17 protein-coding genes and 1 tRNA gene are annotated in these 13,528 nt (G+C 35.4%); 12 read left to right on the forward strand and 6 right to left on the reverse strand.

The window, feature by feature from the left end:
• The first annotated feature begins 28 nt into the window (after window positions 1-28).
• From rnr to QW060_RS15840, 7 genes are all read left to right on the forward strand, one after another.
• Window positions 29-2,209, forward strand: a complete 2,181-nt coding sequence (rnr, locus tag QW060_RS15810; RefSeq protein WP_290364427.1) for a ribonuclease R — start codon at window positions 29-31, stop codon at window positions 2,207-2,209.
• Window positions 2,210-2,212: 3 nt separating this feature from the next.
• A complete protein-coding gene (locus tag QW060_RS15815; protein ID WP_290364428.1) occupies window positions 2,213-2,884 on the forward strand; it encodes a head GIN domain-containing protein in 672 nt (223 codons plus the stop codon).
• Window positions 2,885-2,903: 19 nt separating this feature from the next.
• Complete coding sequence (locus tag QW060_RS15820; RefSeq protein WP_290364429.1) at window positions 2,904-3,740, forward strand: sulfite exporter TauE/SafE family protein; 837 nt, start codon at window positions 2,904-2,906, stop codon at window positions 3,738-3,740.
• Entirely contained in the window at window positions 3,741-4,121 is a 381-nt protein-coding gene (locus QW060_RS15825; protein ID WP_290364430.1) for a DUF1634 domain-containing protein, read from the forward strand.
• A 105-nt stretch (window positions 4,122-4,226) separates the two neighbouring features.
• Window positions 4,227-4,919: a LysE family translocator gene (locus QW060_RS15830; protein ID WP_290364431.1), complete on the forward strand. Its 693-nt coding sequence runs from the start codon at window positions 4,227-4,229 to the stop codon at window positions 4,917-4,919.
• A gap of 59 nt (window positions 4,920-4,978) precedes the next feature.
• A complete protein-coding gene (locus QW060_RS15835; RefSeq protein ID WP_290364432.1) occupies window positions 4,979-5,455 on the forward strand; it encodes a lipocalin family protein in 477 nt (158 codons plus the stop codon).
• A 165-nt stretch (window positions 5,456-5,620) separates the two neighbouring features.
• Window positions 5,621-6,091, forward strand: a complete 471-nt coding sequence (locus tag QW060_RS15840; protein WP_290364433.1) for a hypothetical protein — start codon at window positions 5,621-5,623, stop codon at window positions 6,089-6,091.
• Window positions 6,092-6,100: 9 nt separating this feature from the next.
• Here QW060_RS15840 and QW060_RS15845 read toward each other — a convergent pair whose 3' ends face one another.
• The 3 genes from QW060_RS15845 to folB all read right to left on the reverse strand — a co-directional run bounded on the left by QW060_RS15845 (window position 6,101) and on the right by folB (window position 7,252).
• Window positions 6,101-6,652, reverse strand: a complete 552-nt coding sequence (locus QW060_RS15845) for a hypothetical protein (RefSeq protein ID WP_290364434.1) — start codon at window positions 6,650-6,652, stop codon at window positions 6,101-6,103.
• Window positions 6,653-6,762: 110 nt separating this feature from the next.
• Window positions 6,763-6,833: transfer RNA gene (locus QW060_RS15850), tRNA-Cys, on the reverse strand.
• 59 nt (window positions 6,834-6,892) lie between these two features.
• The gene (gene folB, locus QW060_RS15855) at window positions 6,893-7,252 is read right to left on the reverse strand and encodes a dihydroneopterin aldolase (RefSeq protein ID WP_290364435.1); all 360 of its coding nucleotides are present in this window, start codon (window positions 7,250-7,252) and stop codon (window positions 6,893-6,895) included.
• 102 nt (window positions 7,253-7,354) lie between these two features.
• On the opposite strand from folB, the gene QW060_RS15860 reads away from it, so the two are divergent.
• On the forward strand, window positions 7,355-9,040 hold the full coding sequence (locus QW060_RS15860) for a glutamine--tRNA ligase/YqeY domain fusion protein (protein ID WP_290364436.1): 1,686 nt from the start codon (window positions 7,355-7,357) through the stop codon (window positions 9,038-9,040).
• Between the two features lie 58 nt (window positions 9,041-9,098).
• On the opposite strand, the gene QW060_RS15865 is transcribed toward QW060_RS15860, so the two are convergent.
• Window positions 9,099-10,514: a dicarboxylate/amino acid:cation symporter gene (locus QW060_RS15865; RefSeq protein WP_290364437.1), complete on the reverse strand. Its 1,416-nt coding sequence runs from the start codon at window positions 10,512-10,514 to the stop codon at window positions 9,099-9,101.
• 44 nt (window positions 10,515-10,558) lie between these two features.
• On the opposite strand from QW060_RS15865, the gene QW060_RS15870 reads away from it, so the two are divergent.
• The 4 genes from QW060_RS15870 to QW060_RS28500 all read left to right on the forward strand — a co-directional run bounded on the left by QW060_RS15870 (window position 10,559) and on the right by QW060_RS28500 (window position 11,884).
• Window positions 10,559-10,747 (forward strand): hypothetical protein, encoded by a 189-nt coding sequence (locus QW060_RS15870; protein WP_290364438.1) that lies wholly within the window; start codon window positions 10,559-10,561, stop codon window positions 10,745-10,747.
• A gap of 167 nt (window positions 10,748-10,914) precedes the next feature.
• A complete protein-coding gene (locus tag QW060_RS15875) occupies window positions 10,915-11,262 on the forward strand; it encodes a YtxH domain-containing protein (RefSeq protein ID WP_290364439.1) in 348 nt (115 codons plus the stop codon).
• A 5-nt stretch (window positions 11,263-11,267) separates the two neighbouring features.
• Complete coding sequence (locus QW060_RS15880; RefSeq protein WP_290364440.1) at window positions 11,268-11,618, forward strand: competence protein; 351 nt, start codon at window positions 11,268-11,270, stop codon at window positions 11,616-11,618.
• 11 nt (window positions 11,619-11,629) lie between these two features.
• Window positions 11,630-11,884 carry a DUF6327 family protein gene (locus tag QW060_RS28500; RefSeq protein ID WP_397386081.1) on the forward strand — a complete coding sequence of 85 codons (255 nt, stop codon included), beginning with the start codon at window positions 11,630-11,632 and terminating at the stop codon, window positions 11,882-11,884.
• A 63-nt stretch (window positions 11,885-11,947) separates the two neighbouring features.
• Here QW060_RS28500 and QW060_RS15890 read toward each other — a convergent pair whose 3' ends face one another.
• Window positions 11,948-12,958, reverse strand: coding sequence for an SPFH domain-containing protein (locus tag QW060_RS15890; RefSeq protein ID WP_290364442.1), 1,011 nt, complete (start codon window positions 12,956-12,958; stop codon window positions 11,948-11,950).
• 29 nt (window positions 12,959-12,987) lie between these two features.
• Window positions 12,988-13,476, reverse strand: coding sequence for a lipocalin family protein (locus tag QW060_RS15895; protein ID WP_290364443.1), 489 nt, complete (start codon window positions 13,474-13,476; stop codon window positions 12,988-12,990).
• Window positions 13,477-13,528 lie beyond the last annotated feature (52 nt).

Below are 13,528 nucleotides of genomic sequence, written 5' to 3' on the forward strand. Positions count from 1 at the left end.
TCGGCTAATTGTCGATAATAAACACAGAATGAATAAAAAAATAAAACAGCCTGGAAAAAAGGGAAAAGATTTTTCCGGAAAAATATTAAAACTCTTAGCACAAAACTCCACAAAATCATATAATTACAAACAAATTGCAGCTGCTTTTGAAGTAGATGATACTAAAAGCAGAAATGAAATCATCAAAGAGCTGAAATATCTCGCTTCTAAAGAAAAGATTCAGGAAGTTGACCGGGGTAAGTTCCAGATCGTTGAGAAAACGGATTATGTTGAAGGCACATTGGATATGACTTCCCGTAAAACAGCTTATTTTATTTCTGAAATGCTGGAAGATGATGTATTTATTCCAACCAACAACCTTAACAAAGCGCTCCATGGAGACAAAGTAAAGGTCTATATCTATAACCGCAGAAGAGGTAAAAAGCCTGAAGGGGAGGTAATTGAAGTATTAGAGCGTAAAAAAGATGAATTTGTCGGGGTTATTCAAATGCATGAAAAGTTTGCGTTTGTGATCTCTGCCAATCCTAAAATGTATGTCGATCTTTTTATTCCAAAAGAAAAATTAGGTGATGCAGAAGATGGTGATGTTGTTCTGGTAAAAATGACCGATTGGCCGGCAAAAGCAAATAATCCGTATGGAAAGGTTATTAAAGTGCTTGGAAAACCTGGAGAGCACAACACTGAAATTCATGCCATCCTGGCTGAATACGGATTACCGACTGATTTCCCTATTGAAGTAGAAACATTTGCACAACGACTGGACACTTCTATCAGTGAGGAAGAAATCAAACGCAGAAGAGATATGCGTGAGGTACTCACCTTTACGATTGATCCACGCGATGCGAAAGATTTCGATGATGCCTTGTCCTTTCAGGTGTTGGAAAACGGAAATTATGAAATCGGAATTCATATTGCGGATGTTGCCCATTATTTACAGGAAGGTACCATATTAGACGATGAAGCCTATCAACGTGCTACCTCTGTTTATCTGGTTGACCGTGTAGTACCAATGCTACCGGAAGTACTTTCCAACTTTGCCTGTTCCCTCAGACCTCATGAAGAAAAATATACTTTCTCTGCTGTATTTGAGTTGAATAATAAAGCCGAAATCGTGAATAAATGGTTTGGAAGAACAGTAATATACTCGGACAAACGTTTTGCTTATGAAGAGGCACAAGTGATTATTGAAACAAAAAGCAATACCATTCCTGCAGAAATTTCTCTTACCGGCGAAGAACAGAAAATTGAACAGCCTGTAGTGGATGCTATTCTGAAAATGGATGAACTTGCCAAAATACTGCGTTCAAAACGTATGGCAAACGGAGCAATTTCTTTCGATAAAGTGGAAGTTAAATTTCATCTCAACGAAAATGATGAGCCTACCGGAGTTTATTTTAAGATTTCTAAAGACGCTAATCACCTTATCGAAGAATTTATGTTATTGGCTAACAGAAAAGTATCTGAATTTATTGGCAAACAAAAGAAAACATTTATTTATCGCATTCACGATGAACCGGATCAGGACAAATTATTTAACCTGCAATCGGTCATCAATAAATTTGGTTACAGTATTAATTTTAAATCAAAAGATACCATCTCCAAATCGCTGAATGAACTGCTTACTAATGTTTCCGGCAAAAAGGAACAAAACATGGTAGATACCCTTACCATTCGAAGCATGAGCAAAGCAGCCTATTCTACTGAAAACATTGGCCATTACGGATTGGCATTCGATTATTATTCGCATTTTACCTCACCGATCAGACGTTATCCGGATGTTATTGCCCATCGTCTGCTGCAACATTATCTTGACGGAGGTGCTACCATAAGTCAGGAAGAACTGGAAGAAAAAGCAGTTCATTGTTCACAAATGGAAAATCTGGCAGCAAATGCAGAAAGGGACAGTATCAAATACATGCAGGTAAAATTCATGCAAGATCACAAAGATGAAGAATTTTTAGGGGTTATTTCGGGAGTTACCGAATGGGGAATATATGTGGAAATTGTTGAAAATAAATGTGAAGGAATGGTGCGTATTCGCGATATCAAAGATGATTATTATACGTTTGATGATACACAATATGCTCTTGTAGGAGAAGTAAGTAAAAACATTCTGCAACTGGGAGATGAGGTAATTGTAAAAGTTAAAAATGCCGATCTGGTAAAAAAACAATTAGATTTCACTTTAATAAAACAGGTAAAAGAATAACACATGAAGAAATTTTATATAGCGGTATTATTGATGTGCATTAGCTTTTGTAATGCACAAGTGGTAAAAAATGTAGGTGATTTTACAGAAATAAAATCAGCGAAAGGAATCAAAATAACCCTGATTCCTTCTGATGAAGCAAAAGTAGAAATCCGAGAAGTAGATGAAAAGAGCATTAGCCTTGTCAATAAAAAAGGACGCTTGGTTGTAAAGAACACTATTAAAGAACTCATTGACGGCAATACAGATATCTATGTAAAGGTATTCTACAAAAATTTAGAAAAGATAGATGCTGAAAGCGGCTCTCTTATTGAAAATGAAAAAGTTTTTAAAACAGAATCCATAAAAATTTCAGCAAAACTGGGCGGACATATCAGATTAAAACAGATGAATGCACAGGAAATCATTGCCAGTCTGCATACAGGAGGACAGATAACGTTATCCGGGACAACTGAAAAATTAGATGTGGTCAACAATTCAGGTTCTATCTTTGAAAGTCGTGATCTCAACGCTCAAAAGGTCGAAGCTACTATTAACGCCGGAGGAACTATTGATGTAAAAGCAATCAAAAGTATTATAGCCACTACAAGAGCCGGCGGAGTTATTACTATTTATGGAAATCCGGAAATTGTTAAGGAAAAAACAACAGCCGGAGGTGTCATCAAAAAGAAATAACGGATAGGAGAAACTGCGTATGACTATTTTATCATTTACAATCATTTTATTTCTGGGTGCAGTTACGGCTGGTATCATAGGTTCACTATCGGGTTTAGGCGGTGGCATTGTTGTTATTCCACTTCTGACAATATTACTCGGGGTAGATTTACATTACGCCATTGGAGCGGCATTGGTTTCGGTAATCGCTACTTCTTCCGGTTCAGCCGCAGCCTATGTAAGAGAAGGGATAACCAATATGCGGCTTGGTATGTTTTTAGAAATTGCCACCACAGCAGGAGCTGTTGCGGGAGCTTTGATTGCAACTGTAGCTCCAAGCTCTTATATTGCTGTAATTTTTGGTGGTGCCCTGATTTTTTCAGCTGTAAATTCTTTGCGAAAAAAAGAAGAACATGTGGTAAAAGAATCCAGCTCACTTGCCGTAAAATTAAAACTGCCCTCCACTTATCCTGTAAAAAAAGGTGAAGAAGTTGCCTACGGAACAAAAAATGTCATCGGCGGATTCAGCATGATGGGATTGGCAGGTATGATGTCAGGCCTTTTGGGTATCGGCTCCGGAGCTTTTAAAGTAATTGCGATGGATACCATCATGAGAATTCCTTTTAAGGTATCTACCACTACCAGTAATTTTATGATGGGAGTGACCGCTTTGGCAAGCTCGGTAATTTACATACAAAAAGGATATATAGAGCCCGGTATTTGCTTACCGGTAATGATCGGGGTACTTATCGGTGCCATGATTGGCTCTAAAATATTAATGGTTGCAGACCCGAAAAAACTCAGGGTCTTTTTTGCGTTTATCATTTTGTTCCTTGCGATAAACATGATTTATAACGGGATTAAAGGAAATATTTAAATGACATTTACAGACAAAGATTTACAAAAAATAATAGGTGCCGTATTAAAATATGGTGTATGGCTGGTTTTAATTATAGCCCTCACCGGCGGAGCCTTGTACCTTATCAATCACGGACATGAAACCGTTCATTACGAACATTTTGTCGAAAATGACCAGAGCATTTTTGCCGTACTTTCAGAAACGGTATCCGGAGCAAAAAATCTTCAGGGAGAAGCGATCATTTTTTCAGGTATCTTTTTGCTTTTTCTGACACCTTTCATACGACTGATTTTATCACTCATCTCTTTTATTCTGGAAAAAGATCTTCTATACATCTTTATTACAGTTGTTGTAATTGGCATCATCTGCACGAGTGTATATTTCGGATTCGCCCATTGATGCGGTATTAGAATTCCGGGTTTTTATTTACCATTAAAAATTGTAACTTGCACGTATAAAAATACGTACAAGCTATCCGATAGCTTTTATTTTTAAAAAACATTTATGGACGATTTTTTTACCGGCATATCTTTAGGTTTTTTTCTTAGTTTTATGATAGGTCCGGTTTTTTTCATACTTATTGAAACCAGTCTTACAAAAGGATTTAAAGCAGCATTAACATTTGATCTGGGTGTCATTTTAGCTGATATCTGTTTTATTGCCATTGCTTATTTCAGTAGTTTCAAACTGATCAGTAAAATAAAAGACGAGCCGGGTCTGTTTCTTTTCGGAGGGGCAATTATGGTTACTTATGGAATTATATCTTTTGTAAAACTTCAAAAACTGAATAAAACGGAGATACACATAGAATCACCCGATTATAAGCAAAACTATTTCAGTTTATTTCTCAAAGGATTTTTATTGAATTTCATCAATGTAGGAGTTTTGGGATTCTGGCTGGCTATTATCATTACCATTGGTCCTCAAATGGAAATGCATACCAACAGACTGATACAGTTTTTTATATTTGTAATAAGCGCTTACCTCGTTACAGATATCATTAAAATTATTCTGGCAAAACAACTGCGTAAAAAACTGACTCCAAAAAACATTCTCAAAGTAAAAAAGATAAGCAGCGTATTGCTGGTATTATTCGGCTTTATTATAATGTCAAAAGCCTTTATCACAGAAGAGCCTAAGTTTATCAAAGACAAAATACATTTACCTTCTCCAATAAAGCAATTAGACGAAAAATAAGTTTTGTTTTTCTTAAATAAATATGTTTTTTTGTCCATTAAACAATTATATACTATAAAATGAAAAAAATCTTTTATGCACTTGCTGTAGTAGCACTTACATATAGTGCTGTTTCTTGTACAAGCGATGATAATACTCCAACAACTGTTATTCCTGAAACACCTACAGAAAAACAACTTCTCACCGGAAAATGGAAAATGATCAAAGGAGAAATTTATTTAAATGGGGAGTTGTTTCAAACCGAAGATCTGAAATCCGAAAACTGTGATTACGATTTCTATGAATTGTTTGAAAATGGAGTAAAAAATGAAGTTTATCATGATAGTGAAGCAGATTGTGCTCAGGATGCAACCCCTGGAACATGGTCATATAATGCCTCATTAAAACAAGTTACTTTAATTGATGACGAAGATGGTTATGAACTGCTTGCCGAAGTCATAGAAATAAATACTACTTCTTTAAAAATAAAATTGATTTCCGATGGAGGAGATGCTTTTCCGGAAGGTTTCGAAGTATTTATGTTTTTAAATAAATAATAATAAACCAATGTATACCTAAGCCCAAAAAGAATATCTTTTTGGGCTTTTTTTATAAATAATGCGTTAAAGATAAATTACTATGCAAATATTATTTATTTTTATAAATCCATTCCATATTATAGTACATAATAAAAACTATTCATCTATAAACCAAATTCTTATATGAAAAAACTTCTACTCTTTTTATTGGTAACCTTATTTATCAGTTGTGATAAAGACGTTTTTCCTTTTGATGAACAATCGCATAATTCAATTATAATAAAGCAAAAAGAAGGTTTAGAATTTATTGTTGACAGAATAGAAACTCATAGTATCATACGCAATGAAAAAGTCACCGGAAAAAGGGTCACAGGCTATTATTTTTCAGAAGAAATGGAAAATACTTTAATTATGGATTTTAGTATTGAAAAAAACATCTACAAACTGGAACAGATAGAATGGTACTATACAGAAAATGGTGTACTGAAAAAAGCGTCTAATCCGGTTTCCTTGAATCTCAACCCTCTCCTTTTTGATCATGCAATGCAGAGTTATAAAAATGTAATCAAGGGCTATTATAACGGTGAACTCACCAAAGACACTAATAAAAAAACCGATGTAGAAATAGCTTTCTACATCGATTTCAGAAAATAATTTTGTGGTTTATTTTGCTACATACCACCCGCTATCTTCTTTATATTTTAAAGTAAAATCCCTGTTTATAAAAGCGGTATTCGGATTTTTATCTTTTCCGATAACTGCAAAAGGAGTTGGTTTTTTGATCAATTTCGCCGTTGCTGTTGCTTTTCTTTTTCCGCTTAGCTTCAACGAAACATCTGCATCTGATTGGAGTTCGAATACATAAGACATAACCTCTGCTCTATTCTTTTTCTGGTTAATAACATAAGGTGCTGCTGCTGCATTGAGCCGTATATTGACCACCATAACTGAATCTTTTGAAAGAAATTTCTTATACTTTTCCGAATTATCCATAGATACAAGACCTTCACTTTCCAAAGATTTTAATGCTGTGATTTCAGCTTCATCCTTTTTTATGCGTAATTTTCGCTCTCCCAGATCAATCGTAGTACTCTCAAAAACCTGATTCTTTTCTGTGTAGGTGTCGATCAAACCTTTTGCATCTCTTACTGATAATGATTCCGAGCTGCAAGCCATTAAGATCAAAACTGGCAATAATAAATATAACTTTTTCATACTTTATCTTTTTATAGATAAAGATATTAAAATTGAATTTTAATTTATTGGAATACTTCAAGAAAATAAAGCACAAAAAAAACCTTCAGGTACCTGAAGGTTTTTTTTAGAGGCATCTAGCGGATTCGAACCGCTGTAGACGGTTTTGCAGACCGCTTCCTAGCCACTCGGACAAGATGCCTTGTCTTTGGTTTGCAAATCTACTACATTTATTTAAATTTCAAAATCAAATCTAAAAAATTATCTGCGTTTCTCTTCTAAAACAACAGTGACCTGTTCTACATCTCCCCCAATTGGCGGGTTAATTTTCGAAACACCTACGATAATGCGCTCAACAATAGCAATTTCTCTAAAAACGCGATTTAGAATACGTTTTGAAACATGTTCCAGTAATTTGGAACGGATAGCCATCTCTTCACATACAATTTTATTTAAATGAACATAATCTACAGTGTCCATCAGCTCATCTGTTTCTGAAGATTTAGAAAAATCTGCTTCAATTTCAAGGTCCACAACATATTCGGATCCAATCTTGCTTTCCTCAACCAAACATCCGTGATAGGAAAATGTACGAATGTTTTTTAATCGGATAATTCCCATTTTCTATTATTTTACAGCAGCTAAATTAACCATAATTCAAAAGAAACAACTATAAAATGTTTGCTTAAAAATGATTAAATTTGTCTTCTTATATTTGAGTTTATGTCAACAAAAGAAAAATCATTGAATTTTATAGAGCAAATCATTGAAGAAGATTTAAAAAATGGATTGCCACAAGATAAATTGCGTTTTCGTTTTCCGCCGGAACCGAATGGTTACCTGCATATTGGCCATGCCTCTTCTATCTGCCTTAATTTCGGATTGGGACTTGATTACAATTCCCCTGTAAATTTAAGGTTTGACGATACAAATCCTGCAAAAGAGGAACAGGAATTTGTTGATGCCATCAAAAATGATGTGGAATGGCTGGGTTATAAATGGGACAAAGAAGTATACGCTTCTGATTATTTCCAACAATTGTATGACTGGACTGTTGAACTGATAAAAAAAGGTAAAGCTTATGTAGACAGTCAGTCCTCAGAAGAAATAGCACAGCAGAAAGGAACACCTACACAGGCAGGAACGGCTTCTACTTACAGAGATCGTTCTGTAGAAGAGAATCTGGATTTGTTTGAGCGTATGAAAAACGGTGAATTTGAGGAAGGAACTCATATTCTTAGAGCGAAAATTGATATGGCTTCTCCCAATATGCTGATGCGTGATCCGATCATGTACCGCATTATTAAAGCTTCACATCACCGTACAGGAGACAAATGGTGTATTTATCCTATGTATGACTGGGCTCATGGAGAAAGTGATTATATTGAACAGATATCGCACTCTTTCTGTACTCTGGAGTTTTTACCACACCGTGAATTATACGACTGGTTTTTGGATCAGATTTATGATGAAAATAAAGTACGCCCGAAGCAACGTGAATTTGCAAGAAGAAATCTTTCCCATACTGTAGTTTCTAAAAGAAAGCTAATGCAATTGGTCAAAGAGGGTCATGTGACGGGTTGGGACGATCCCCGCATGTCTACTATCTCAGGTATGAGACGACGCGGATATACTCCTGCTGCTATCCGTAATTTTGCAGATACGATAGGAATTGCCAAACGAACCAACCTTATCGATGTGTCGTTGCTGGAATTTTGTGTACGGGAAGATCTTAACAAAATCACTCCGCGTGTAATGGCTGTATTAGACCCTGTTAAGCTCATCATTACCAATTATCCGGAAGGAAAGGAAGAATGGTTAGAAGCAGAAAATAATCCGGAAGAGGAAATTATGACCTATCGTCAGATTCCTTTTTCTAAAGAATTATACATCGAAAGAGAAGACTTTTTAGAAGAAGCCAACAGTAAATTCTTTCGTCTTACTTTAGGTAAAGAGGTACGTTTAAAGAATGCGTATATCATCAAAGGAGAGGGTGTTGTGAAAGACGAAAACGGTCGTATTACAGAAATTCATGCCACCTATGATGCAGATTCTAAATCCGGAAGCGGCTCTGAAGCAAGTAAAAGAAAGGTAAAAGGAACGATACACTGGGTTTCTATACCGCATGCTATAAAAGCAGAAGTACGCATTTACGATCGCTTGTTTACACATGAAAACCCTGATGGTAATAAAGAAATCGATTTTAAAGAATACATCAATCCTGATTCGCTAAACATCATAACTGGTTATGTAGAACCAAGTTTAGCGCATGCAAAAGCAGGAGATAAGTTTCAGTTTCAACGTTTGGGGTATTTTGCTGTAGATAAAGACGCGACTGATGAACAGCTTGTTTTCAACAAGACCGTTGGCTTAAGAGATACCTGGGCAAAAGTAGAAAGTAAAGAATAATCTTCTTCACATATAAAATAAAAAAGGCTTCTATATAGAAGCCTTTTTTATGTATTCTTTATTCCCGATAGGGAGCTTCCTCATCAAACTCACCTTCCCATTTTGCAATCACTACTGTTGCCAAACAATTTCCGATTACATTTACAGATGTTCTCGCCATATCCATCAATTCATCGATTCCCAGAATTGCTGCAATGATAAAAACAGGTAAACCAAACTGATCTGCCGTTGCAATCAGGATGATAAGCGAAGCTCTCGGAACTGCAGCTACTCCTTTTGAAGTAATCATCAGTGTAAAAGCAATCATTAACTGCTCGCCCAGAGACAGATGAATTCCTGCTGCCTGTGCCACAAATATGGATGCCAGGGATAAGTATAGAGAGGTGCCGTCTAAATTGAAGCTATATCCCGTAGGAATTACAAACGAAACAATTTTTCTGGGTACACCGAATTTTTCCATAGCGCTCATCGCTTTTGGAAGAGCAGCATCGGAACTCGTTGTCGCAAATGCAATGGATACGGGTTCTTTTATTGCATTTATGAATTTTTTAACCGGTATCTTAAGATACAGTGCTACCGGAAATAAAACGAGCACTAAAAATCCGATCAATGCAAGATACAGCGTTCCTAAAAGCATAAAAAGGTTTTTAAGAATATCTACTCCCAAATGTCCTACTGTATAAGCCATAGCCGCCCCGACTCCTATAGGAGCAAATAACATAATAAGATTGGTAAATTTGAACATTGCTTCTGACAGGCTTTCGGTAAAGTCTACAAGAGGTTTTCGCTTCTTTTCTTCTACCATTGCCAAACCTATTCCGAAGATTACAGAAAAAACAACAATCTGTAATACCTGATTTTCATAAATTGCTTTTACAATATTTTCAGGAAAAAGATCCTTGATAAAAGATGTAAATTTATAAACGCCATGTACATGCTCCGGCAAAATCTCCATAGCTTTATCTACTTTTGGACCTACAGACGGAAGTTCTTCATGTGGCATATTTTCAATATCAACACCAACTCCTGCTTTCGTAAGATTGATAGCTGCCAAACCAATAAATATGGCACAACTGGTGGCACAAAAGAAATACAACATGGATTTCCATGCCATACGCCCTACCTGTTTCAGATCAGAATGACCTGCAATACCAAATACCAGAGTAGCAAATAAAATAGGTCCTACAATGGTTTTGACAAGCTTTATAAAACCGCTGCTTAAAGGTTGAAGCGCTGCAGCGAAGTTAGGAAAATCAACCCCTATGAAAATTCCTAACACCATACAGGTAAGAATCCATGTAGTAAGGTTTTTCTTTAGTACAGCATTTATGGTAAGGAGGATTCCGAGAATCCAACGTGTTGCCATGAGAAATTCATGAGAAAACTCAACGACAGAGAATTCATATAATAAAGTAATGATAAGAGCGATAGCTATAGCTACTAATGTAACTATACCCATTTTTGATTTAAACATAAACAAGTACGTTTTATAAATAGTTAGAAAGCAAAAATATAAAAATGAGCCAGTTAATCAAACTAATCTCCAAAAATCCTCATGATTTATACGATATTGTAAATGAAAGTGCTAATTACTTTATTATTCCATACCTCTTTTTGTTATTATTTCCGCTCTTAAAAAAATCTCTCCTTCAAGAAGAAAGTGAAAAAATGCTGTTTAATACTTTTTTCTTAAAAAATGCACCATAACATTCAAGATTTTTGACATTATTTGGCTTCCACTAATTATTTAATTTTTATCCATCAAAAAACCAGTGAATTGGATTTTTAGCACATATTTTTTAACCCTTATTTAACGGATTCGCTCATTTTTTTTATTAACTTTATTTAAAATTATTAATCTAAAATAAAATGTTATGGGAAAAACAGGTAATACATTAGTAGCAATTTTAGCAGGTGCAGCCGTTGGCGCAGTAGCAGGTGTTTTATTAGCTCCGGATCAGGGAGAAAAAACCCGTAAGAGAATCGGAAAAGGATTTAAATCTGGCGCAGACGACTTAGGTTCTAAATTTGATGATTTAAAAAATCAGGTTAAAGGATTATTAGCATCTAAAAAAGTGGATATTGAATCAACCATTAATGGATTGGTTGACAAAGCAGAAAATAAATCAGAAGATGTGATTGCTGCTTTAGAAAAGAAATTAGATGAATTAAAAAGAGGGGCACATAAGGCAGCTGACGCAGCGAAAGCTCAAGTAAAATAATTTCTATGGCTTTAAACGAAGAGATAAAACAGAGTTTTGAAGAAATTAAGCAAGAAACAAAGGCTTTCTTAGATTCCAATATTGATTATTATCAGCTTTGGGCATTTAAAATCACAACGAAAGCAACCGGTTTAGTTCTTAAAATTTTTGTTTTAAGCCTTTTATTACTGCTTGCTTTATTATTTCTGTCTTTTGCAGCAGCCTTTGCAATAGGATCTGCATTAGATAGTACAACCTTAGGTTTTTTAATCATAGGAGGTACGTATTTACTCGTGTGTCTGTTTATTTATTCATTTAGAAGAAAATTGATTGATCATTCAATGATTAGGAAGTTCTCCGATATTTTCTTTAATTAAAACCATATTTTATGAAAACAAAATATAGTTCATATCAGGAAATAGACAGGGAATTAGAAATCTTACGCGTTGAACGGGAATTACATCTTCAACGGTTTTTAAGATCTACACAAGGGATTAAAAATGCTCTTTCTCCAGCCAATCTTTTAAAATCAGGGTTTTCAAGCTTTGGAAGTTCGATAGGAAAGTCAACAGGGCTGAAGACAATGCTGATATCAGCAGCCATTAAATTTCTAATTAACAGATTTATAAAAAAGAGACGCTAATGCGTCTCTTTTCTTTATAAAAAATAAACCGCTTTGATAGCGGTTTTTATTTTTTGTTTACTATTACAACAGATCCTGTTCTTCGTCAGAACGATATGGATTCTGCGGATTGTTACGATCCTCAGACGGATCTTCATAATTTCTGCTCTGTTTTCTATTTCCTTTTGAACCTTTTGCGTGCTTCATTGCTTCACCAACCTGATTGCTGGCTGTGAAAGAAGCTACCATATTGTTTAGCATATCACTTCCTGCCTGAGGTGAGTTTGGCAATAGGATAAGGTTAGAATTATTTTCTGTTCCAATAGAAGTCAATGTATCATAATGCTGCGTCACAACAATCAATGCAGAAGCTTCCTGTGAGTTGATACCCACTTTATTGAGTACATCAACACTTTCTACTAATCCTCTCGCGATCTCTCTGCGCTGATCAGCGATACCCTGTCCCTGAAGACGTTTAGATTCTGCTTCAGCTTTTGCTTTTGCCACAATACGGATTCTGCTTGCTTCTGCCTCATATTCAGCTGCTGTTTTTTCACGATCTGCAGCATTAATACGGTTCATAGCATTCTTTACCTGTATATCCGGATCAATGTCAGTAATCAATGTGTTAATGATGTCATAACCGTATGTTTTCATTGCGTCGTTTAATTCTCTTTTTACGGCAACAGCTACATCGTCTTTTCTTTCGAAAACGTCATCCAGTTTCAATTTAGGAACTTCTGCACGCACTACATCAAAAACATAAGAAGTAATCTGATCATGCGGATATTCTAATTTATAAAATGCCTCATATACCGTTTCCTGAACTACTTTAAACTGTACGGAAACTTTTAATTTTACAAATACATTGTCTTTTGTTTTTGTTTCAATGATTACATCCAATTGTTGGATACGAAGGTTTACACGACCGGCGATTCTGTCAACAATAGGTATTTTTAAATGTAATCCTGACTGGCGGATAGAGTTGTATTTTCCAAAACGTTCCACAATAACGGCAGATTGCTGCTTCACGGTAAAGAATGAACTTAAGAGTAAGATAACTCCTAAAAAAATTAATACATAGATTAAAATCATGTGCTTATAATTAAAATTGAATAAATAAATTAATTTTTATTGAGTGTTAACCTGATCTTTGCAGTAGACAGTAGCGCCGCCGGTATTTCAGGAGCAATCTGCGCTATGATGTCTGCATATTCTGAGGCACTGCTTTCTAACACTAATATATTATTGGTTTCTGTTTTGATCTCTCCTGTTATCTGCTGACCCAATACATTCAATGTCAACATATTTCCGCTTCTTGACCACGGATGTTCAGAAGTTGTTTCTGCACAGGCTGTACCTTCAAACCGATGGAGATTGGAAATGTTATTTTCTGATAATTGTATATAATCCTTTGTACATCCGGCAGTGTGAGGATATTGATACGTATAATCCGGTATTTCCTGCCCAAAAACTACTGCGCTTGCTTTTTCAGGAACCCACTTACCTATGAGTGCGTTTGGCTGTCCCTCATTTCCGGAATTATCATCTGAAGAACAGGATGTAAATCCGACTACAGACAGCAGACTTACTATTAAAAAGTACTTTTTCATAAAACGTATTTTAAATCAATCAAATATACTTTAAAAAAAGCAAAAATATCCC

It is taken from the genome of Paenimyroides ceti (genome assembly GCF_030409925.1).